General features: G+C 37.3%; 19 protein-coding genes. 2 read left to right on the top strand and 17 right to left on the bottom strand.

Going from position 1 to position 22025, the window contains the following annotated elements:
* Positions 1-34: 34 nt before the first annotated feature.
* Both ASG38_RS15245 and mazG read left to right on the top strand, forming a co-directional pair.
* Positions 35-1501: an aminoacyl-histidine dipeptidase gene (locus ASG38_RS15245; protein ID WP_056072992.1), complete on the top strand. Its 1467-nt coding sequence runs from the start codon at positions 35-37 to the stop codon at positions 1499-1501.
* 114 nt (positions 1502-1615) lie between these two features.
* Positions 1616-2389, top strand: coding sequence for a nucleoside triphosphate pyrophosphohydrolase (mazG, locus tag ASG38_RS15240; RefSeq protein WP_056072990.1), 774 nt, complete (start codon positions 1616-1618; stop codon positions 2387-2389).
* Between the two features lie 71 nt (positions 2390-2460).
* Here mazG and ASG38_RS15235 read toward each other — a convergent pair whose 3' ends face one another.
* From ASG38_RS15235 to ASG38_RS15155, 17 genes are all read right to left on the bottom strand, one after another.
* Positions 2461-3069 carry a DUF6705 family protein gene (locus ASG38_RS15235; protein ID WP_157486188.1) on the bottom strand — a complete coding sequence of 203 codons (609 nt, stop codon included), beginning with the start codon at positions 3067-3069 and terminating at the stop codon, positions 2461-2463.
* Positions 3070-3120: 51 nt separating this feature from the next.
* Complete coding sequence (locus ASG38_RS15230; RefSeq protein ID WP_056072984.1) at positions 3121-3723, bottom strand: DUF6705 family protein; 603 nt, start codon at positions 3721-3723, stop codon at positions 3121-3123.
* Between the two features lie 57 nt (positions 3724-3780).
* Positions 3781-4383, bottom strand: a complete 603-nt coding sequence (locus tag ASG38_RS15225; protein WP_157486187.1) for a DUF6705 family protein — start codon at positions 4381-4383, stop codon at positions 3781-3783.
* 49 nt (positions 4384-4432) lie between these two features.
* A complete protein-coding gene (locus tag ASG38_RS15220; RefSeq protein WP_157486186.1) occupies positions 4433-5035 on the bottom strand; it encodes a DUF6705 family protein in 603 nt (200 codons plus the stop codon).
* A gap of 2 nt (positions 5036-5037) precedes the next feature.
* Positions 5038-6423 carry a hypothetical protein gene (locus tag ASG38_RS15215; RefSeq protein WP_056072975.1) on the bottom strand — a complete coding sequence of 462 codons (1386 nt, stop codon included), beginning with the start codon at positions 6421-6423 and terminating at the stop codon, positions 5038-5040.
* A gap of 163 nt (positions 6424-6586) precedes the next feature.
* The gene (locus ASG38_RS15210) at positions 6587-7045 is read right to left on the bottom strand and encodes a hypothetical protein (protein ID WP_056072972.1); all 459 of its coding nucleotides are present in this window, start codon (positions 7043-7045) and stop codon (positions 6587-6589) included.
* Between the two features lie 76 nt (positions 7046-7121).
* The gene (locus tag ASG38_RS15205) at positions 7122-7475 is read right to left on the bottom strand and encodes a hypothetical protein (RefSeq protein ID WP_056072969.1); all 354 of its coding nucleotides are present in this window, start codon (positions 7473-7475) and stop codon (positions 7122-7124) included.
* A gap of 104 nt (positions 7476-7579) precedes the next feature.
* Positions 7580-9610 carry a DUF349 domain-containing protein gene (locus ASG38_RS15200; protein ID WP_056073044.1) on the bottom strand — a complete coding sequence of 677 codons (2031 nt, stop codon included), beginning with the start codon at positions 9608-9610 and terminating at the stop codon, positions 7580-7582.
* A gap of 162 nt (positions 9611-9772) precedes the next feature.
* The gene (locus ASG38_RS15195; RefSeq protein ID WP_056072967.1) at positions 9773-10516 is read right to left on the bottom strand and encodes a shikimate dehydrogenase; all 744 of its coding nucleotides are present in this window, start codon (positions 10514-10516) and stop codon (positions 9773-9775) included.
* A gap of 75 nt (positions 10517-10591) precedes the next feature.
* The gene (locus tag ASG38_RS15190; protein WP_056072964.1) at positions 10592-11980 is read right to left on the bottom strand and encodes a lipopolysaccharide assembly protein LapB; all 1389 of its coding nucleotides are present in this window, start codon (positions 11978-11980) and stop codon (positions 10592-10594) included.
* Between the two features lie 111 nt (positions 11981-12091).
* Entirely contained in the window at positions 12092-13309 is a 1218-nt protein-coding gene (locus ASG38_RS15185; RefSeq protein WP_056072961.1) for an aspartate aminotransferase family protein, read from the bottom strand.
* Between the two features lie 24 nt (positions 13310-13333).
* Complete coding sequence (locus ASG38_RS15180; RefSeq protein WP_082482238.1) at positions 13334-15031, bottom strand: OstA-like protein; 1698 nt, start codon at positions 15029-15031, stop codon at positions 13334-13336.
* Positions 15032-15349: 318 nt separating this feature from the next.
* Entirely contained in the window at positions 15350-16621 is a 1272-nt protein-coding gene (locus tag ASG38_RS15175; RefSeq protein WP_056072958.1) for an adenylosuccinate synthase, read from the bottom strand.
* 25 nt (positions 16622-16646) lie between these two features.
* The gene (locus ASG38_RS15170; RefSeq protein WP_056072956.1) at positions 16647-17111 is read right to left on the bottom strand and encodes a Fur family transcriptional regulator; all 465 of its coding nucleotides are present in this window, start codon (positions 17109-17111) and stop codon (positions 16647-16649) included.
* Between the two features lie 135 nt (positions 17112-17246).
* A complete protein-coding gene (locus ASG38_RS15165) occupies positions 17247-19466 on the bottom strand; it encodes a bifunctional (p)ppGpp synthetase/guanosine-3',5'-bis(diphosphate) 3'-pyrophosphohydrolase (RefSeq protein WP_056072953.1) in 2220 nt (739 codons plus the stop codon).
* A gap of 144 nt (positions 19467-19610) precedes the next feature.
* Entirely contained in the window at positions 19611-21137 is a 1527-nt protein-coding gene (locus ASG38_RS15160; RefSeq protein WP_056072951.1) for a serine hydrolase, read from the bottom strand.
* A 13-nt stretch (positions 21138-21150) separates the two neighbouring features.
* The gene (locus ASG38_RS15155) at positions 21151-21936 is read right to left on the bottom strand and encodes an RNA methyltransferase (protein WP_056072948.1); all 786 of its coding nucleotides are present in this window, start codon (positions 21934-21936) and stop codon (positions 21151-21153) included.
* Between the last annotated feature and the right edge of the window lie 89 nt (positions 21937-22025).

The raw sequence follows: 22025 nt of genomic DNA, 5'->3' as shown, positions 1-22025 counted from the left end.
GTAACTTTGCTATACACTAAATTCAAAATAAATAATGAGTCAGGAAATAAGAAACCTTGAACCCAAAGCACTTTGGAATAAATTTGCCGACTTGAATGCTGTACCGCGCCCTTCTAAAAAAGAAGAAAGAGTCATTGCTTTCATGAAAGATTTTGGCAAAAAACTTGGTCTTGAAACTATTGAAGACGAAGTAGGAAACGTAATCATCAAAAAACCGGCAACTGCTGGTATGGAAAATAGGAAGACCATTGTCATGCAGTCGCATTTGGACATGGTACACCAAAAAAATAACGATACCGTTTTTGATTTTGATACTCAGGGTATTGAAATGTATGTAGATAATGGATGGGTTCGTGCCAAAGGAACTACACTTGGAGCGGATAACGGACTGGGTGTTGCTACAATCATGGCTATTTTGGAATCTACTGATATTCCTCACCCGGCAATCGAAGCTTTGTTTACTATTGACGAAGAAACTGGAATGACCGGAGCAATGGGATTAAAAGGAGGTTTGTTGGACGGTGAAATTCTGTTGAATCTGGATACCGAAGAAGACGATGAAATTGACATAGGTTGTGCCGGAGGAATTGATGTGACAGCTACTGCTGAATATGATGAAGAAGACACACCGGAAGGATCTGTAGGTTATTCTATTACCGTTAAAGGCTTGCAAGGAGGACATTCAGGAATGGATATTCACAAAGGGCTTGGGAATGCCAATAAGATTATGAACCGTTTGTTATTTGACGGTTTCGATAATTTTGGATTACAAATTTCTGAAATCAAAGGAGGAAGCCTTAGAAATGCAATTCCGCGCGAGAGTGTTGCAAAAGTGATTATCGCTAAGGTTTATGACGAAGCCTTTGTTTTTGATATGCAGGAAATCGTAAATGAAATCAAAACAGAATTCAAGACGATGGAACCTAATCTCGAAATCTTGTTTGAAAAACTGGATACGGTTCCGGCAAAGGTAATGCCATCTATAGCGCAATTTTATTTCGTCAGGGCAATGTATACTGCCCATAATGGTGTTTATAGAATGAGTGCTGATTTTGACGACCTGGTTGAAACATCCAACAATATTGCAAAAGTTATTGTAGGTGAAGGAAAATTATCTTTTCAGTGTCTTACCCGCTCATCTGTAGAATCTTCAAAAATGGACCTGGCTAACGCTTTGCGTTCTGCATTTGAACTGATGGGCTGTGAGGTAGAGTTTACGGGTTCTTATCCGGGATGGACACCCAATGCAAAATCGGAAATTCTTGATATATTGACAGGAATCTATGAGAAGCAAAACGGAAGCAAACCGAATGTGGTGGCCTGCCATGCAGGTTTGGAATGCGGAATATTAGGAACGAATTATCCGGATATGGACATGATTTCTTTTGGTCCTACCATCAAAGGTGCGCATTCTCCTGATGAAAGGGCAGATATCGCTTCGGCTCAAAAATACTGGAAATTTGTTCTGGAAATACTGAAAAATATTCCAAACAAGAATTAATTCTTGTAAAACTTTAAGCCACAGATTAAAAGATTGGCACAGGTAGGATAATCCGAAATCTGTGAAAATCCTCCAATCTGTGGCTGTTTTTTTATCTTTATAAAAACCTTTCCTATGAATTCAAGACAGCAGAAACTCGATGCTTTTGGCAGATTGTTAGATATTATGGACGATTTGCGCGAAAAATGTCCCTGGGATAAAAAACAGACTTTGCAGACTTTAAGACACCTTACCATAGAAGAAACCTATGAATTGGGAGATGTTATTCTGGATAATGACCTGCAGGAGATTAAAAAAGAATTGGGAGACCTTTTGCTACATATTGTTTTTTATGCCAAAATAGGAAGCGAAACCAATGATTTCGACATTGCTGATGTTTGCAATGAGATTTGTGAAAAGTTGATTTACCGCCATCCGCATATTTATGGAGATGTGACTGTAGCGGATGAAGAAGAAGTCAAGCAAAATTGGGAAAAGCTGAAACTCAAGGAAGGTAAAAAATCAGTTTTGGAAGGTGTTCCTAAAAGTCTTCCTGCACTTGTAAAGGCAATCAGAATCCAGGATAAGGTAAAAGGTGTGGGATTTGATTGGGAAGAACCGCATCAGGTTTGGGATAAGGTAGAGGAGGAGATTCAGGAATTCCAGGAAGAAATCAAAAACGGAGACCAGGATAAAATCGAATCTGAATTTGGAGACGTTTTGTTTTCCATGATAAATTATGCCCGATTCCTGAAAATTAATCCTGAAGATGCTCTGGAAAGAACCAATAAGAAATTTATTAAGAGGTTCCAATATCTTGAAAATAAAGCTAACGAATTAGGAAAGCAATTATCCGAAATGACATTGGCCGAAATGGATGTTTTCTGGAACGAAGCCAAGAAACTATAAAATAAAAGGCTTTCTCTAATTTGAGAAAGCCTTTTTTAATAGAATAAAGATTGTTTTTGAACATTTTATTCTTAATCAATCTTAAGCATTTCTACTCCATCAGTAGGAATACTATACAAGGGCTGATTGTCATAATAAGAAGTAATCTCATTCATAAATATGTTTTTCGACCTTCCCAGTTTAAAAATTATTTTTGGAGGATTGGTTTCCAATCGCGTGATGGTATGTGAGCCTATAATATTTCTCGTGCGATCCCATATCCTGCCATTTGCATAATTGCGTAGACCAAATTTTATGGCATAATTTACAATTGGGTCAACATCGCTTTCGTTTAAGTTATCAAAAAGAAGAATATCATTTTTTACAAGACAATATCTTAATATCAATATATCAGAATATTCCCAATGGCCTTTTGATTCGGGGATATATTCTCTTCTGTATATTGCCTTGTCCATCTTTTCAATTTTTAGTTGGAAGAGTATGCCGTTTTGATTATATTCCCATAGACCTACGTATTGGTCTCGTTCATTGTGTGTGTCTAGGGCATAATTGCCTCTTTTTGAGTTATATTCGTATTCTTCTCCATTATATAATGAAGTGGTTGAAAATACGGGAGGAAGTTTCTGAGAAACAAGATTTTGACACATCGTTAAAAAAAGCATTATTATAAACATTTTCATAGTCAGCATTTTTTTGATTGACAATTTTACTAATAGAAACAAGAAACATTTTTAATCAATCTTGACCATCTCAATCCCGCCCTGAGGAATGCTAAACAAAGGCTGTCTGTCTTGATAAAAAGATGAATCATTAACTTTGGTATAATCAAACCTTTCAAGGTTGAAAATTATCTTTGCAGGATTAGTATTCAGTCGGGTGATAGTATGCGAACCCCTTACATTTCGTGTACGATCCCATATCCTGCCGCTTGCATAATTATTAGAACCATGTTTTGTCGCATAATTAGCAATTGGGTCAATATCGCTTTCGTTTAAGTTGTCAAAAAGGAGAACATTGTTTTTGACAAGGCGGTATCTTAATACTAGTCGATCGAAATAATTATAATGAGCCTGAAAACCAGGAAACTTCCTCTTGTTAATCATCTTATCCATTTTTTCAATCTTTAGTATAAACAATATCCCATTTTGGTTATATTGCCATAGGCCTACGTATTGGTCACGCTCGTTATGTGTGTCCTTAGCGTAATTACAACTATCAATATGGTCGAATTGTTGTTCTTCATTGTATAATGAAGTAGTCGATAACACAGGAAGTTCCTGTGAAGCAAGATTTTGACACATCATTAAAAGAAGCATTATTATATACGTTTTCATGGTCAGTATTTTTGGATTGACAATTTTTACTTTTATTATTTAGAAATAAGAAACATTTTAATCAATCTTGACCATCTCAATCCCGCCCTGAGGAATGCTAAACAAAGGCTGTCTGTCTTGATAAAAAGAAGGATCGTTAAGTTTAGTATAATTAAACTTCTCTAGATTGAAGATTATTTTTGGAGGACTAGTACTCAGCCGAGTAATAGTATGTGAGCCCCTGACGTTTCTTGTACGATCCCATATCCTGCCACTTGCAAAACTATATGAGCCAAGTTTTGTTGCATAATTAGCGATAGGATCAACATCATTTTCGTTTAAGTTATCAAAAATGACAATATTGTCTTTGACAAGACGATATCTTAAAATTAGCAAATCAAAATAATTATAGATAGTCTCAAAACCCGGAGCTTCTATTTTATTTATTACCCTGTTCATCTTTTCAATTTTTAACAGAAACAGAATCCCATTTTGATTGTATTCCCATAAACCAACATATTGATCTCGTTCATTATGGGTATCACGGGCATAATTCCCATTTTCTTGGTGATTAAATCGCTGCTCTCTATTAAATTGAGAAGTAGTCGATAACACAGGAAGTTCCTGTGAAACAAGATTTTGACACATCGTTAAAAAAAGCATTATTATAAACGTTTTCATGGTCAGCATTTTTTGATTGACAATTTCACTATTAGAAAAAGAAACATTTTTAATCAATCTTTACCATCTCAATTCCATTCTGAGGAATGCTAAATAAAGGCTGCCCATCCTGATAAAAAGAAGAATCATTAACTTTGGTATAATCAAACCTTTCAAGGTTGAAAATTATCTTTGCAGGATTAGTATTCAGTCGGGTGATAGTATGCGAACCCCTAACATTTCTGGTACGATCCCATATCCTACCTCTTGCATAATTATTAGAACCATGTTTTGTCGCATAATTAGCAATTGGGTCAACACCGTCTTGATTCAGGTTGTCAAAAAGAAGTATATTGTTTTTTACAAGGCGATACCTCAATGTTAATTGGTCAAAATAATTATAATGAGGTTCAAAACCTGGAAACTCTCTCTTGTTTATAACCTTATCCATCTTTTCAATCTTTAGTATGAACAGTATCCCGTTTTGGTTATATTGCCATAGACCAACATATTGGTCACGCTCGTTATGTGTGTCCCTAGCATAATTGCCACTATCAATATGGTCGAATTGTTGTTCTTCATCGTAGAGTGAAGTAGTCGACAGTACTGGAAGTTCTTGAGAAATAAGGTTTTGACAAATCATTAAAAAAAGTGTCATTATAAATTTTTTCATGGTTAGCATTTTTTAGAGTTAACGTTTTTTTCATTGTTACTCAGTTCCAGTTTTTCCCAAGTTCCGTTCGAGTCTTGCTGGTAGAGGTCAATTCCAAGCGTCCTATCTTTAAACGCTTTTTTCATAAATCTTAACAGTCCTAAGACTTGCTTGTCTAAAGGATGATCTTTGTCAACTTTTTCTGCAAATTCTTTTTCATAGCTTTTTTGTGCCATCTGCATCCATAATAGGTTATTCTTAAGTGCAATCCTATCATTGACTTTTAATGCAAAAGTTCCACTTGCTGTAGTCACAAATATACCCAATTCTGAAGTAGGGCGGGTAGAGACGCTAGCAACATAAGCCAATGCAATCATATCTGTAAAAGAAAATACCTTAAACGTGGTTCCATTATCTAGATGGCAATGGATAAAGCCAATTGCATTGGTGGGTGTTTGGGTAAAAGACATATTTAGGGTCAGCTCTACTGCTGGTTCGTTTACAGTTCCGCTGGCTTCTGGCGAAAAAGACAGTCCATCAACCGGATTTTGATACATCGTATAGGCAGATTCAAAATTTTGTGTGGCAGCCTTTCCCTTTAGTTCTTCCATTTTCTCTTTAAATGAAATATTCTCAGACTTCTCTTTTAAGTCCTTACAAGGATCGTTTCTCAGAATTATAGTTTGTATTGGCAAATTTACAACCGTTTCCTCATCAGAATCTGTTTCCGGATTTGGACTACCACCACCGCCAGTGTCTGGCTGTAATGGTTTTGTCCATCCGCCATCGAGATAGTCTTCCTTATCATTTCCGCAGATTCTCTCGCTGCCTGCTTTGAGACATATGGAACATCGATCACACACGCCATCGGCACATTTACCTTTACGATTGCATTTAATAACCCATGTGAAAACCGTAGTGCATCCCGTTCCTCTGGCAGCGCTCGCATAAATTTCACGGAAGCCGGTTTCATTTGGATTCCCATCAGCATCTATAAAAACATCTGATTGAATAACCATATCCAACCAGTTTCCTTCTTTGTCATATACAATAAGATAGAACCGACTATCTTCCTTTTCTCCATTCTTGGGAGTCATTAGGAAGGCATAAGAAGTTTTTCCACCTGATATGGTTTGGATGATTTGATCCGTATCTACAATAAAATCTTCGGACGTATAACTTCCATTAATGTGTTTTGTTGACAGACCCTTGTTTTTGGAAAGCGTGAAAGTTGTGTTGAAATCGGAAAGACCAGTCAGTTGCTTGAATGTAGAAAAAGATACTTTTTTGGCACGCCGGATAGGCTTCTGCCAATCTTCTGTTACTGGGATTTCTTCAGTCTGGCAACTCAGGAACAGAAATATTCCAGTGGAAAGGAAATAAGAAAGGTGTTTAAACTTTCGTCTCATGATTATTTGGCTTTTATAAAATTTATCAGGCTTGTATATTTACAAATATAAACAGTTTGTTATATTAATGTGTCTTTATGACTATGAGAGTTATATAGAAATAAAAAGGCTGCCTAAAAATAGACAGCCCTTTCAAATGAATTATAATTAACACAACTAACCTTTAGATAGTATTTTCAACAATCAATTGCCATTTTTTGGCTATTTGTTCATTTTCCTGCCAATAGGCTTTTCCTAATTTATCCGTTTCTAAATCGTACAGTACGATTGTGGTTGTATTTCCGTTTTTTAATTTGAACGTAAATATTATTTTGTCATCATTATTCCCTGAAGATGTTTCTTCAATCCTGCAAGAGTTAACTTCGCTTAAATCAACAAAAGAAGCTCTGTCATTTTCTTTATTCAGGTCAATAAATAAAAAGCCTTTATTGGTTTTGTCAAGTGAATAGATTTTCTTGTAATGGGTTTCCTTTGTTGAAAAATCATATTTTCCCTGACGGAAATGATTAAAAATTTCTTTTACTTTCTTTTTGTTTTTTGCCTGATTGTTGGCAATATAGATTAAAGGTACGGCGCAAATCAATGTTAGCACCAACCCTATAATTAGAGATGCTGTATCCATTTTTTTTAATTTAATAAATAGTAATTGTGGGCTGTAATACTTTACAGCCTTTCGATTTTAATTCAACAGAATAAAATCACCAGAAAAAATGGAAGGGAAATAATAAGATGGAAACATTCAGGCATCGGTTGATGTCTTGTTTCAAAAAAGCTGCAGTAGCTTTGCAGGTGCTGAATCCTGAAAAACTTACATCGTAGTAAAATTCAAACCATTTGGCATAGGTAGGAAGGTCTGCTCTTGGGTTTGAAATGGAGTTTATGCTTATTTCCTGATTGATAAAGGCAGAAGCCTTGAGAAAATCAACCTGCTCAATTGATTTTTTATTTTGAGGAATGGATGTAGCGCCAAAAGCCTTCGCTTCCTCCGTTTGACTAAAAAAGAGAGAAACCAGGAAAATAAAAAACACGGTGATGTTTTTAATCCATTTCATCGCGCAAAGATACCTTTTATCCGAGAGGAATAAAAGGAATACGGTTTTTAAATACTATCAATCAATGAAAAGCCCCACAATTGCGGGGCTTTTATCTGAAAATTTTATTCTGTTTTTAAGTTTCTGACCTGTTTCAGCTTTTCTTTCCACATCTGTAGACTTTCTTTATGTCTTTCAATATTTTTCTTTACTTCAAGCACCATCGGATTGTCTTTTTTCGCATTGGCAAAAAACTGAATGTTATTTTCAAGCTGGAAAATTTCCTGTTGTACTTCTTCAATTTTGCGAATCAGGAAGATTTTCTCATTCTCTAATTTTCTGCTATCGTCAGAGCTGGAAAGCTGGTCAATTCTGCTGTTGAATCGCGCCATTTCCGAATCTTTCTTGCTTAGGCTAAGCTTGTCGAACAAGGCATCCAGTATCTTATTGAATTTTCCTTCAATATGACGTCTGGCGTGTGGCACTTTCCCAAAGCCTTTCCAGTTTTCGATATGTGCTTTGATAGCATCCAAATCTGCTTTGTGTTCGCCTGTCAATTCAAAATCCCTGATGGTTTCAAGATAAGCTTTCTTTTTCTCAAATGCTTCCAGTTCTTCTGAATTTACTTCATTTCTCTGGGCATGAAGTTTGTCAAAATAATGATTACACGCTTCTTTGAATTCTTTCCAGATACTGTCTGAATATTTTCTTGGAACATGGCCAATCTGCTTCCATTCTTCCTGAATTTGTTTCATTACAGGAGTGGTTGCTGCAAAATCTTCACTGTCTTTTAATGATTTGGCTCTTTCCACCAAAGCCATTTTTTTGTTCAGGTTTTCCTGTTGGTCTTTTTTAATATCCTTATAGAAAGAGTTTTTCAGTGCATTGAAGTCACGGACAGCATTTTTAAAGGCAGACCAGGTTTCTTCATTAACATCAGCAGGAACTTTTCCGGTGGCAAAGAACTCATTGCGTAAAGCTTCAACTTTTTCAATTTGAGCCTGCCATGAAGAGTGTGCTTCGACTTTTTCTTTGGCAAGTTCTGCTATTTTTGATATAATCTCTTTTTTCTTCTCCAGATTTTCCTGTTCTGTACCTCTTTGTTTTTCGAACAGTAATTCTCTTTTATCATGGATTTTTTTAGTCAGTTCACTAAATGTGTTCCAAATTGCTTCACGGTGTTCTCTTGAAACCGGGCCTATATCTTCTTTCCAGATTTTATGAAGGTCTTGCAATTCGCGGAATGCCTTGTTAACATCCGGCTCATTCACAAGTTCTTCAACACGGGAAATGATTCTTTGCTTTTGCTCAAGGTTGTGCTTAAAGTCCAAATCTCTGGCTTCTCTGTCAAGATGCAGGTAATCATAGAAATTTTCAACATGGAAATGATAGTTATTCCAAACGTGGTTGTATTTGTCTCTTGGAATAGGACCGGCATTTTTCCATCTTTCACGCAATTCATTGAAATGCTTCAGCGTGTCCTTGATATTTTCCTGTGGATTGATTAATTCTTTAAGTTCTTCAACAATAGCCAAACGTACATCCAGATTTGCCTTTAGATTGTTTTGAAGGCTTTTGAAATGTGTGTTTTTCTTGTCTCTATATTGATTAATTAGTGTGTCAAATTTGATTTTCAATGGAAGATGGTAGTGGAAATCTTCTGTTGTGTCCGGATTTTCAGCCAGAAACTCTTCTCTTTTCTCTTCAATAAAGTGGTTGTATTTGGATAGGAAAGCAGAACGAAGCTCTTCTACATGGTCTTTCACAGACATTACTTTTTCTACAGCAACAAGTTTTTCCAGTTCTGCTACAAGCGATTCCATGTCCATTGCTTCATAATCCTGCATTGGGATTTCATGACGCTCTTTTAGTGTTTCGTCTTCGCTTTCTTCAGCATTGGAGTCAGCTATGGCATCCAAAGCTTTTTGGTTGTCACTCACAACAACGGTTTCTTCCAGTTCTTCCGGAGAAATTTCTATGGCATCCGTAGTTTCTGAAACAACATCATTTGCATCGTCTGAACTTACTTCTGTAGCGTCAGCGTTGTTTTCGGTTGGTTCTTCAATTTGCGAATTTTCGTTTTGAGACACATTTTGTGCTTCATTTTCGTTACTTCCATCTGCTTCATGCAGGTTATCATTCTTTTCTTCTAACATCATTAAATGTTTATGGTTGGTAATACTTTCGTTTGGAAAGATAGTAAAGGCATCTGAAAATTCAAAGAAAAACCAATATTTTACTCGATTTTCCGGGTTATTCTTTTTTTGCGAATAGAGCTGTTTCAGATTCTGACGATTTGTTTTTTATTTTTTTTAAACTTATCGATTCCAGATTTTCCATGATTTTTCGGCCTGATACTGTAGCATTTCCAAACCGTTTTTAATCGTTGCGCCTTGTTTTTTTGCTTTTTTAAGAAAGATAGTTTCCGCAGGATTATAAATCAGGTCGTGAGCAATATGTTTTGGCGTAAAATACTCATAAGGAATAGGAGGAAAGGCATCAGTATTTGGCGATGTACCAAGCGGTGTGCAATTGATTACAATTTGATGGTTGTCAAAAGTGGTGGCATTGACCAGATTATATCCAATACTTTCGCCTGTTGCCTCTCTGGAAACGAAAGTATATAAAATTCCGAGCTCTTCTAATGCATAGGCAATGCCTTTTGAGGCGCCTCCTGTTCCAAGAATCAAGGCTTTTTTGTGGTGGGGTTCCAATAAAGGTTCTAACGATTTCCTGAAACCATAGTAATCGGTATTATAGCCTTTTAAATTTCCTTTTCGGGTGACTTTTATAGTGTTGACTGCGCCAATCTTTTCTGCTTTTCTGGAAATCTTATCCAGATAGGGAAGTACGGATTCTTTGTACGGAATCGTCACATTCATCCCTTTTAGGTTGGGATTATTCTTAATGATATCTGGAAATTCTTCAATAGACGGGATGTCAAAGTTTACATAATCGTAGTTTTTCAGATTTAAGGACTTGAATTTTTCTGTAAAATATCCTTTTGAAAAAGAGTATGCGATGTTTTTTCCAAGAAGTCCAAATAAGTGAGTGATTTCCATATAACCAAAATTAAAAGCCTGACAAAGCGAAATTAATCATTTTTGTCAGGCTTTAAAAGTTATGTTTGGTATTGTCTACTTCTTATTAATCATTTCCTGGACATCTTCTCTTGCCCAAACATCTGGAAACAGGTTCTCCAAAATGGTGTGATTTTCAAAACTTACACGCAAACCGTTACTCAGATGGAATTTTCCTTTGGCTTCGTCTCCTTCTGCAAAATACAGTCCGGCCAGGCGGTATTCCAATTGGAATTCTTCAGGGAAATATTCTGAAGCCTGCAATAACGTGTGTATAGCAGCATCATATTCACCCAGATTTTGCAAGATGTCAATCCAATACAGCCAGGTGTCTAATTCATAATCTCCAAACTCTACAGCTTTTCGGTATCCCATTTCGGCTTCTTCCAGAAAATCCAAAGCTCTGTTGATGGTGGCATAACGTTTCCAGTATAATCTGTTTTCGTTGTCAATCCCGATAGCTTTGTTGACATAAAACAAGGCTTTCTGATAGTTTTTCTGTCTTACATAGAAATCGGTAATCGCAATCCACCCCTTGTCTAATAACGGGTCCTCATGTACGGTTTTATGAAAATATTTCAGAGCCAAAGGCTTGTTGCCTAATTTCTCATAACATTTTCCAATTCGCAATAGGGCATACGATGTAGGGTCATCCAGTTCGATGGTCCTGTTATAGCTTTCAATCGCTTCTTCATAACGTTTAAGACGCTCCAAAGATTTTGCTTTTTCCATAAAAGCACCCATGAATTCGTCATCAATCATTGAAGCATAATCGAAGCAACGTAAGGCGTTTTCATAATCCTGCAATCCGTAGTAAAGTCTTCCGCTTTGATGCCAGGCGATTTCACTGTAAGGATTTCGGTCAATATATTTCTCAAGGAAAGCAATAGCTTCCTTGTTTTGGTCTAAAAATTCAAAACAATACACTACATTATATAATGCGGCCTGGTCTTCCACATCTTCTTCCAGACATTTAATAAAATTCTCTTTCGCTAATTCCAGATTGTCCATAAAAAGATATTCCATTCCAATCAGGTTGTAAACGTCAGCATAATCATCCGTAAGCTTTAAGGCTTCCTGTAATAATTCTACCGCTTTTTCGTGATTGTCTCTCTTGGAATAAATATTGGCTTTTTGGATAAAAATTTCTTCGTTTTGAGGTTCAATGGCGTAAAGTTCATTTAAAAGCTTTTCAGCAGTTTCAAGCTTGTCATCATATACCAACATTTCTACTTGTACTAGTTTTAAGCCTGTAGAACGAGGGTGCTGCTCAAGCGCTAATTTTAAGGCCTTTTTGGCCAGAGACGCTTTACCCATATCCAGGTAGTGAAGAATAATTTCTTCAAATTCTTCCGAATCAAAGAAGAGAACTTTGTTGGTTTTCAACATGGATTCGAACTTGGACAAGGATAAATTATAATCTTCTTCATCGTGACTCAAATGCATACTCTTTGTTTTTAAAATTATCCTTAATAAATTTAGGGAACGTAAATCTTTTGTCGAGGTTGGGCTAAAATTGTTGTGAACAATTTAATTAACAAAACTCCTCTCTGTAAGTTACGGATTTTTATTGTTAAATCCTAGTTTTTTTAGAGCAGAATACACTTCATCCATTACTTCTAGCATAATGGCACAGCCTTCTTTGATTTCTTCTTCAGAAATGGTCAGAGGAGGCGTAATCCGGATTGCTTTTCCTTCAAACAGCAGCCAAAATAGGATAAGTCCTTTGTCCTGGCATTTCAGGATGATTTGGTTTGTTATTTCAGCATCTTCTGTCATTGCCGCCAGCATTAATCCACGTCCTCTTATTTCTTTTATCAAAGGATGTACCAAAAGCGAACGGAAAAGCTTTTCTTTTTCAAGTGTTTGCGGAATCAGGTCGGTTTCCGTGATTTCCTGAAGCGTAGCAAGGCTTGCGGCCGCTATGACAGGATGTCCTCCAAAGGTTGTAATATGCCCAAGTTTTGGATTGTCACTTAATAAATCCATCATTTCTGACGAAGCCGTAAAAGCGCCTACAGGCATTCCGCCACCCATTCCTTTACCTAAAATTATAATATCGGGTACAACGTCATAGTTTTCAAAACCGAATAGTTTTCCGGTTCTTCCAAAACCCGGCTGGATTTCATCTATAATCATCATGGCACCTACTTCCGTGCACCGTTCTCTTACTTTTTTCAAAAACCCATTTTCAGGCTGAATGAATCCGGCGCCGCCCTGAATACTTTCCAATATGATTCCGGCCGTTTTTGTAGTGATTTTTTTAAGGTCTTCTTCGTTGTTGAATGTAATGAAATCGACATCAGGAATTAACGGACGGAAAGCCCGTTTTCTTTCTTCAAATCCCATAACGCTCATAGAGCCCATCGTATTGCCATGATAAGCATTATTGCATGAAATAAGCTGGCTGCGTCCTGTAACTCTTCGGGCCAGTTTTAAAGCGCCTTCGGTGGCTTCTGTACCGGAATTGACCAGATAGGTTTTTTCAAGCGGCTTAGGTAAGAGTGAAGCTAATAATTTGCAAAACTCAACAGCCGGATTTTGAGAATATTCGCCATATACCATAACATGTGAATATTTGTCGAGCTGGTTTTTTATGGCATCATTGACTCTTTTGTTCTGATGGCCTAATGTACAGGCCGATACTCCGGCTACGAAGTCAAGATATTTTTTATTGTTTGTGTCGTATATATAAGAACCGATGGCGTGAGAAACTTCCATTCCAAGCGGGTAAGGGGAAGTTTGTGCCTGGTATTTTTGAAAATCTTTATTCATTTTATTTGCATTATGGTAGTGGCATTACTGAGTTTTTGCTTTTTTCTCCAGCTTTTTCTCAGGTTTTTTCTTGTCGTAATCCAGAGTTTCTTTGCGGACTTCCATAGGAGTATCTTCCTTGGCTTTGTCAATTTTGCTCTGTTTTAGTATTTTTTCATGGATTTCGTTTTCCTCGGGAGGAAATATATCGTCTTTAGTTTTTATTATTTCATCGCCCCGCCAGAGGAATCCTCTCAGTTTCCGTGCGTTTTCAGGAAGGTCTTTTTCAGGATAACTTTCACTTTCAGGATTTGTAAAAGAGGTTACAGTCGTAATTTTGTTGTCTTCCAGTTCCAGATGGATACGGCTGCTGATTCCTTTGTCAATAGCAACCAATTGTCCTTTGTCATAGCCATAATAAAGCTTTTCTGTATTTTTAACGAGGTCGACTTCATATAATTTGTTGTCCCGGAACTTGCCATATAAATTAACACCTTTGACCTGATTATAGCCGGCGCCTAAAGTGTCTTTTGAAGCTATAAAGGCATCTGTCAATACTTTGAGTGAATCCAGTTTTTCAGTTTCAGGATTTGAAATGAGATGGATTACCTTTCCCGTCAATTGGTTTTCTCCATTCCAGATAACCGGTCTTCCAATTAATTGTGTCAGTCCGTTTTTTTGATTCGAATGTAAGGAATCGCATTTGCCACTCATGTCAATTTTATAAAATCGAACGTTATTAAAAGCACGAACAATACGGTTTTCCGGTTTTCCGGTAACCATCAGCTTTTTCCCATGAACATAAAGTGTATCTTTTTCTATGAGGGTAGCGGCGACGGCTCTTTTGGTCATGACTAAAGAATCCTGATTCCGGTAGACTTCACCATAATGCCCCCGAACAACTCCTTTGTTAATCGAATCTGTTATCTTAACATTATTGGTTGCCGAAGCAAATTCACGGTTCCGGTCATAATACAAACTATCTCCTCTTATAAGACGGTTGTCGTATTTGATATAGGAGTTTTTGACGAAATGGGCAAAATTTTTCTTAGTGTCATAAAATCCCTTTTCGGTATAGATAAAGTTTTCCTTGCTGGTAATTGTTGAAGGACCAAACAGATAGGAATGACCCGAATTGGAATAGTAATCAAGATGGTTTGACTTGATTACATATTTCGGGTTTGTTATGGTAACAGCAGTCAGGAACTGGAATTTCTTTTCATTAAGGTAATATCTTCCGGATTTGCTCCTTAAAGTATTTTCCTGGTCTTTTATGGTTCCGTAGGTAGTATAGTAAGCCTGTTGGATTCTCCTGTCGAAATTAATGGTATCAGTTGTCAGTGTCATTTTCGGGTCACGCATTACTACGTTTCCGGTAGCGAAGGCAAATTTTATATTACCCTGGTATTCAGCATAACGGCTGTCCATAAATACGGTATCGCCCTGATTCATTTTTACATCACCAAAAGCTTTTATATAGTTTTCTTTTTGGAACAAATAGGCTGTGTTGCAAGTCATCCTAACACCATCATGCAGGATTCTCACGTTTCCTCTGTATCGGATAGCCCCGGGAATTTCTTCCTGTTGGATATCGACAAAGTCGGAATTCTCTACTATGATTTTTTTTGGTGGAGCCTGTGCCAGCAGCGTATTGAAACTCAGTAGTATAAAAAAGCTTGCAAGAAATAAAAAGTTCTTCTTCAATGGATGGAATTTTGGTTCAAATTTAATTAAAATCTCCATATCTGATTTTTAATTAAGAATTATTTGTGTAATCAATTGAAAGTAAATCTGGTTAGGCAGATTTTTTTATAATTTGCTTCACATTGTCAGGATTGAATGACTTTGTATGGGATAAATCTGTAAGAATCTGTGAAATCTAAAGTGTGATTTTTAGAGTTGCCACAGATTAAAGGATTAAAAGGATTTTTTTAGAAATTTATCTGTGGGAATCTGCGAAATCTGTGGCATAATTTTTTAACAGCGGCAGATTAAGCATTGGAAGAATTTTATTAAATCTATAAAAACAAAAAACGCCTTGAAATTATCAAGGCGTTGTTCTTATTTTAAAATTGTCTGTTTTCTGTCAGGGCCAACGGATATGACTTTAATTGGCACTTCTACAAAATTTTCAATGAATTCGACGTATTCTTTTAATTCTGAAGGAAGTTCGTTATAGGTAGTCATTCCGGTAAGGTCTGCTTTCCATCCTTTTTTCTCCACATACACGGGAGAAACATTTTCCGGTTCGATATTGTAAGGAAGGTGGTCAATTTCAGTTCCTTTGTAATTGTAAGCCGTACAGATTTTCAGCGTATCAAATCCGGATAACACATCGCCTTTCATCATATACAAAGCAGTTACTCCGTTGACTTGTATAGCATATTTCAAGGCTACCAAATCCAACCATCCGCATCGTCTGGCACGACCCGTAACAGAACCAAATTCGTTTCCAACTTTAGCCATTGTTTCACCGTCCTTGTCAAAAAGTTCGGTAGGAAACGGACCGCTTCCAACTCTTGTTGTATAGGCTTTGAAAATTCCAAACACTTCTTTTACGCGATTAGGAGCGATTCCCAGTCCCGTGCAAGCTCCTGCTGCTGTTGTATTTGAAGAAGTAACAAAAGGATAAGTTCCGAAATCAATATCTAAAAGTGAGCCTTGCGCTCCTTCTGCTAAAATTGATTTGCCTTCTTTCATGGCCTTATTGATATATTCTTCGCTGTCGATGAATTGTAGCGTTTTTAAGACTTCAATCGATTCGAAAAATTCATCTTCCAATTCTTTTAGGTCATATTGCAGGTCAACATCATAAAAAGCAATCATGGCTTCATGTTTGTCAGCCAATGCTCTGTATCGTTCTTTAAAATCAGCCAATTCAATATCGCCCACACGAAGACCGTTTCTTCCGGTTTTGTCCATGTAAGTAGGCCCGATTCCTTTTAAGGTTGAACCAATTTTTGCTTTGCCTTTCGATGCTTCCGAAGCAGCATCAAGTAAACGGTGTGTTGGTAAAATAAGGTGTGCTTTTCTTGAGATAATCAATCGTGACTGGATATCAATATCAAATTTTGCCAGGCCTTCCAATTCTTTTTGGAAAACAACCGGGTCGATTACGACTCCGTTTCCAATAATATTGATTGAATTTTTATGAAAAATTCCTGAAGGAATTGTTCTCAAAACGTGCTTGATTCCATCAAATTCAAGCGTGTGTCCTGCGTTAGGTCCGCCTTGAAAACGGGCAATAATATCGTACTTTGAAGTGAGAACGTCAACAATTTTTCCTTTGCCTTCGTCGCCCCACTGCAAGCCGAGTAGTAAATCTACGGTCATTTTTTTGTTGTTAGTTGTTGTTTATTTATTCTTTAGGTGTAGTCTTTTTGTTTCCGTAAAGGTAAAGGGAGTGATTGTGAATTTCGATATCAAAAATTTCTTCGATAGTTTTTTTGATGCTTTGGATTCGCGGGTCGCAAAACTCTATCACCTCGCCAGAATCTGTCATGATGATATGGTCGTGCTGTTTGTCGAAATAGGATTTTTCGTAATGTGCCTGATTTTGTCCGAACTGGTGTTTTCTTACCAGGGCACAGTCCAATAAAAGTTCAATCGTGTTGTAAAGCGTAGCCCTGCTCACACGATAATTTTTGTTTTTCATCTTGATATAAAGAGATTCGATGTCGAAATGCTCTTCATTATCATAAATCTCCTGAAGAATAGCATAGCGCTCAGGAGTTTTGCGATGTCCTTTTGTTTCAAGATATTTTGTAAAAACATTTTTTACAATCTCTTGATTTTTATTGTTATCTACGGAAATTAGTGTCATATCCTGCAAAGATAAATCATTTTATTTCAAGTATCAAGTTTCTCGTTTGTTGATTTTTACCTAAAAAAATATTAAAACTTTTTAGTGTAGAAAAACGATTGTTTTCTTGATTTGTAAATGGCTTCGATTCCGATTTTAATTCTTGTTAATTCTTGTGACTTTATCGATTCCATCAATCTTTTTGATGTTTTCAATCAGTTTTTTCAGAATGGTATTGTTTTGTACGATAACCACAACCTGTCCGTTAAAAATACCGGCATCACCACTAAGCGAAATGCTCTGGATGTTTACGTGCATGTTGTTGGAAATTACTTTGGTCAGTTCGTTGGTCAAACCAAGCGTATCCATTCCGGTAATGTTCAATATGGCTTTAAATTCCTGCTGTGACGAATCAATCCATTTCGCTTTGATGATTCTGTAGGCATAGTTTGATTGCAGGCTAATGGCATTCGGGCAGTCTTTTTTATGGACTTTTATTCCTTCATTGATGGTTACGAATCCAAAAACTTCGTCGCCGGGAATCGGATTACAGCAGGTGGCCAGTTTATAATCCAGTTTGTCCTGTTCTTTTCCAAAAACCAGCATGTCGTAATTATTGCTGATTTCCGGTTTGTTAATGGTTTCCGGATTGCTTGAAGGCGTACGTTTGATTTTGTTCTTAAAGAAATTCATAAACGTATTGCTCTTCTGGGCAGCGAAATCTTTGAGCTGTTGGTTGTCAATAGCCCCAATTCCCACACGGTAGAAAAGGTCAAGGCTGGTTTTCAGCTTGAAATAATTGACCAGTTCGTTTACAGTTGTTTCGGTCATGTTGACCTTTAAATGACGTAATTTTCGGGTCAGTAATTCTTTTCCGTCTTCTGCAATTTTCTTTGTATTCTCGTTAAGAACGTTTTTGATTTTGGTTTTGGCACGTGATGTCGTTACATAATCCAACCAATGTGATGTGGGTTTTTGGTTTGGTGAGGTAATGACTTCAATCTGGTCGCCACTGTTCAGTACATGGTTCAACGGGACTAATTTTCCGTTAACTCTGGTTCCGCGCGTCCTGATTCCAATTTCGGAGTGAATACTAAAGGCAAAATCCAGTGATGTTGCACCTTTAGGAAGCGACTTGATTTCTCCTTTTGGCGTGAAGACATAAATTTCTTTAGAATAAAGATTCAGTTTAAAATCTTCTACAAAGTCAACTGCGTTGGTTGAGGCATTTTCCAGGGCTTCTTTTAAAAGATTCAGCCAGGTATCCAAACCGTGCTCTTCAGAACCACCTTGTTTGTATTTATAGTGTGCAGCGTAGCCTTTTTCGGCAATTTCGTCCATTCTTTCGCTTCGCACCTGAATTTCTACCCAACGCCCTTTAGGTCCCATTACTGTAATGTGAAGAGCTTCGTAACCGGTTGATTTTGGAGAGGAAATCCAATCGCGCAAACGGCTCGGACTCGGACGATAATGGTCGGTTACGATGGAATATATTTTCCAGGCGAGGAATTTTTCTTCGCTCGGAGTAGCCTTATAGATAATTCTCAAAGCGAATTTATCATATACTTCATCAAAGCTCACACCTTGGGCAAGCATTTTTTTCCGGATGGAGAAAATGGATTTTGGACGGCCTTTGATGATATAGTCGATTCCTTCGGCATCAAGCGATTCTTTCAATACATCAGAAATAGACTTGATGTATTCGTCCTGTTGCTCTTTGGTTTCTTTTATTTTGCTGACAATGTCGTTATAGATTTCAGGTTCTGTATATTTCAAACCTAAATCTTCCAGCTGGTTTTTAATGTTGTATAATCCCAAACGATGGGCCAGCGGTGCATAAATATAAAGAGTTTCCGATGCGATTTTTGCCTGCTTATAATCAACCATTGATTCCATGGTTTGCATGTTGTGCAAACGGTCGGCAATCTTGATAAGGATAACGCGTACGTCATCGTTTAGGGTGAGCAGCATTTTGCGGAAGTTTTCCGCCTGCATCGAGATTTCATTATCGGTTTTTACCTGGGCTATTTTGGTCAATCCTTCAACGATTTTTGCAATCTTCGGATTGAACATTCTTTCAATGTCTTCTACAGTAATATCGGTATCTTCAACTACATCATGCATTAGTGCTGCGGCAATAGAAGTTGCGCCCAAACCAATTTCCGAAGCTACAATTTTAGCCACGGCAATAGGGTGGAAGATGTAGGCTTCGCCAGATTTCCTGCGTTGGTCCTTGTGGGCATCTACAGCCACATCAAAAGCCTTACGGATTAGTTTTTTGTCATCTTCCGACAATGTTTGGTAACTGATTCGTAAAAGCTCTTTGTATTCCCTCGCAATTGCCTTGTTCTCTTGTTCTAAATCAATCTCTACCATGGCGTTTCTGATGTTTGTTAGCTATTGACTAAAAGTAAAATAAAGTTTTTGAATTTGCAATTTTTTTGCCTCTTTGTATAAAAGCAAAAACCGCTCCAAATGGGGCGGTTTTTGTATACTGAAAAACAATTGAATAGGTCTTCGTTATTTTATTCTGAAAAAGTTAAGGTCCTGGAAATCATAGCTAAAATCTGTGGCAGGAGAAATTGGCTTCATGGTAAATCCTGCATTGTCTTTTTCAAAGAAGATATGGGCATCTGCATGAAAATAGCGATTATCCCATTTTACTACGAAATTATTGTCTTTATAAAAGAAAATTTCGCCTTTAAGTTGAGGTGAACGTTTGGAAGCAAAATACATTTTTCCCTTTTTTTCAGTGATGGCAACTTCGCCAAACCAATTGTCTTTATAGGTTCCGATATACTTTTTGGTGTCGATTTTCTGGTTTTTGTTTTTTGCGACAGTTTGCCATACTTCGTCTGTAACTTTGTCTGCTTTTTCTCCTGAAGCTTTTTCCCTGTCACTGAAATATTTGACGTGGTCAAAAGGTTCCATTCCCAGATAACTGTCTTTAATTGTATTGGTTATGGCTGAAAAAGCGGCTCCTGATTGTTGGTTGGTAAAAACAATGATACCAAGTTGAAGTTCTGGTATCAGGGTTACCTGGGTTACGATTCCTTCCAGACCTCCTGTATGTGAAACCTGCATTTTTCCTTTAACATCATTTAGTTGCCAGCCCAAACCATAGGCTTTAAAAAGTGAATTATAAGGAGGAACGGGTTTATTAGGCATCAATGTTTGTGGCGTCCACATTTCGGCATGTTCTTTTTCCGAGAATATTTTCTGCCCGCTGCCATATTTTCCCTTATTCAGTTGCATAATTGCCCATTTGCTCATGTCGTTTACGCTGGAATAAATACCTGCGGCGGCGTCAAACAGTTGGTTTTTATAGCGTGAGATGACTTTTAGTTTTCCATCAATCGGCACGTGAGGGACAATAACATTGGATGTATCTTTTAGCCTTACCCATGAAGAAGCCGTATTGGTCATGCCCAGCGGTTTTATGATTCTGTTTTCTACAAATTCATTCCATGTTTGTCCGCTGGCCTTATGCACTACTTCTCCGGCAATGATGTATAAAAGATTATCATAATCGTATTTTGCCCTGAATCCGGAAACCGGTTTTAGGTACTGGATGTTTTCGATAATGTCTTCGGCTGTGAAATCTGAACCGTCAGGCCATATCATCAAATCGCCTGCCCCAAGTCCAAGGCCACTACGGTGTGTCAACAGGTCCCGAACCGTAAATTCATTGGTAACGTAGTCGTTATACATTTTGAAATCAGGAAGGTATTTGACGACTTTGTCATCCCATTTGATTTTGCCTTCGTCTACAAGCATTGCCAGTGCTGCACTTGTAAATGCCTTACTGTTGGAAGCAATTCCGAACAGTGTGTTTTCATCCACTTTTTGCTTCGTAATTATTGATTTTACGCCATAACCTTTGGCATGAACAATCTTTCCGTCTTTTACAACAGCTACGGCAATACCCGGAACATCAAATGTTTTTATGGTTTTTTCAACAACCTCGTCGATTTGAGTTGGTGTGATTTGCGCATAAATGCTGGTGCTTATTAAAAAAGTAGCTAAGAAACCTAATTTAAAATTCATAATTCGTAATTAATTAAAATCCTCTTTGTCTTTTTGCTTCAAAAATCAAGATGGCTGCTGCAACAGAAACATTCATCGAATCGATGGCTCCCTGCATTGGGATAATGATATTTTGAGTTGAATTGTCGCGCCATTCCTGTGTTAATCCTGTGGCTTCCGTTCCTACAACCAATGCAGTTGGGGCTGTATAATTCTGAGTATGATAGCCCGTTGAATCCTGCAAGGTAGCGCAATAAATACTGATGTTTTTTTCTTTTAGGAAAGCAATAATTTCTTCGGTAGTTCCCGTTGCAATCTGGTTTGTAAACAGGCATCCAACGCTGGAACGTACGATATTGGGATTGTATAAATCGCTTTTTGGATTGGCAATGATTACGGCATCTAGCTTTGCAGCATCGGCAGTTCGTAGCATAGCGCCAATATTTCCAGGCTTTTCAGGAGATTCAGCAATTAAAATCAACGGATTTTTACCCAGATTCAATTCTGAAAGGGAAAGATTTTTTGATTTTGCTATCGCCAATATGCCTTCTGTAGTATCACGGTAGGCCAATTTCTGGTATACATCTTTGCTGATTTCAATCAATTCTGCAGAGCCGGAAAGTTTTTTGGCGTCGTATTCGGAAATGATTTCAGGCAGAAATAAAATCGTTTCTATTTCATAACTGCCTTTTTGGGCCAGTTCAATTTCTCTGTGGCCTTCAATTAAAAACGTTCCGGTCTGTTTCCGTGCTTTGGATTTTTCCTGAAGCAGTACCAGCGATTTGATAAATGGATTCTGAACTGAAGTGATTTGTTTCAAGATTCTGGATTTCTAAGCTGCTAAGGTACTAAATCAAAAATCTAAAGTCAAAAGTTCTGAAGTCAAAAGTTCTGAAGTCAAAAGTCGAA

The organism is Flavobacterium sp. Leaf359, assembly GCF_001423985.1.
Taxonomy (GTDB): domain Bacteria; phylum Bacteroidota; class Bacteroidia; order Flavobacteriales; family Flavobacteriaceae; genus Flavobacterium; species Flavobacterium lindanitolerans.
Note: the sequence above shows the minus strand (reverse complement) of the source record. Positions and strands in the feature narration are given on the sequence as shown.

What these genes read in the sequence shown, in the direction of transcription:
- ASG38_RS15195 (WP_056072967.1), bottom strand. Translation starts at nt 10,516, where the DNA reads ATGGAAATCACTCACTTATTTGGACTTCTTGGAAAAAACATCGCATAC.
- ASG38_RS15165 (WP_056072953.1), bottom strand. Translation starts at nt 19,466, where the DNA reads ATGGTAGAGATTGATTTAGAACAAGAGAACAAGGCAATTGCGAGGGAA.
- ASG38_RS15175 (WP_056072958.1), bottom strand. Translation starts at nt 16,621, where the DNA reads ATGACCGTAGATTTACTACTCGGCTTGCAGTGGGGCGACGAAGGCAAA.
- ASG38_RS15160 (WP_056072951.1), bottom strand. Translation starts at nt 21,137, where the DNA reads ATGAATTTTAAATTAGGTTTCTTAGCTACTTTTTTAATAAGCACCAGC.
- mazG (WP_056072990.1), top strand. Translation starts at nt 1,616, where the DNA reads ATGAATTCAAGACAGCAGAAACTCGATGCTTTTGGCAGATTGTTAGAT.
- ASG38_RS15210 (WP_056072972.1), bottom strand. Translation starts at nt 7,045, where the DNA reads ATGGATACAGCATCTCTAATTATAGGGTTGGTGCTAACATTGATTTGC.
- ASG38_RS15180 (WP_082482238.1), bottom strand. Translation starts at nt 15,031, where the DNA reads ATGGAGATTTTAATTAAATTTGAACCAAAATTCCATCCATTGAAGAAG.
- ASG38_RS15190 (WP_056072964.1), bottom strand. Translation starts at nt 11,980, where the DNA reads ATGCATTTGAGTCACGATGAAGAAGATTATAATTTATCCTTGTCCAAG.
- ASG38_RS15215 (WP_056072975.1), bottom strand. Translation starts at nt 6,423, where the DNA reads ATGAGACGAAAGTTTAAACACCTTTCTTATTTCCTTTCCACTGGAATA.
- ASG38_RS15185 (WP_056072961.1), bottom strand. Translation starts at nt 13,309, where the DNA reads ATGAATAAAGATTTTCAAAAATACCAGGCACAAACTTCCCCTTACCCG.
- ASG38_RS15245 (WP_056072992.1), top strand. Translation starts at nt 35, where the DNA reads ATGAGTCAGGAAATAAGAAACCTTGAACCCAAAGCACTTTGGAATAAA.
- ASG38_RS15230 (WP_056072984.1), bottom strand. Translation starts at nt 3,723, where the DNA reads ATGAAAACGTATATAATAATGCTTCTTTTAATGATGTGTCAAAATCTT.
- ASG38_RS15170 (WP_056072956.1), bottom strand. Translation starts at nt 17,111, where the DNA reads ATGACACTAATTTCCGTAGATAACAATAAAAATCAAGAGATTGTAAAA.
- ASG38_RS15235 (WP_157486188.1), bottom strand. Translation starts at nt 3,069, where the DNA reads ATGAAAATGTTTATAATAATGCTTTTTTTAACGATGTGTCAAAATCTT.
- ASG38_RS15205 (WP_056072969.1), bottom strand. Translation starts at nt 7,475, where the DNA reads ATGAAATGGATTAAAAACATCACCGTGTTTTTTATTTTCCTGGTTTCT.
- ASG38_RS15225 (WP_157486187.1), bottom strand. Translation starts at nt 4,383, where the DNA reads ATGAAAACGTTTATAATAATGCTTTTTTTAACGATGTGTCAAAATCTT.
- ASG38_RS15220 (WP_157486186.1), bottom strand. Translation starts at nt 5,035, where the DNA reads ATGAAAAAATTTATAATGACACTTTTTTTAATGATTTGTCAAAACCTT.
- ASG38_RS15200 (WP_056073044.1), bottom strand. Translation starts at nt 9,610, where the DNA reads ATGTTAGAAGAAAAGAATGATAACCTGCATGAAGCAGATGGAAGTAAC.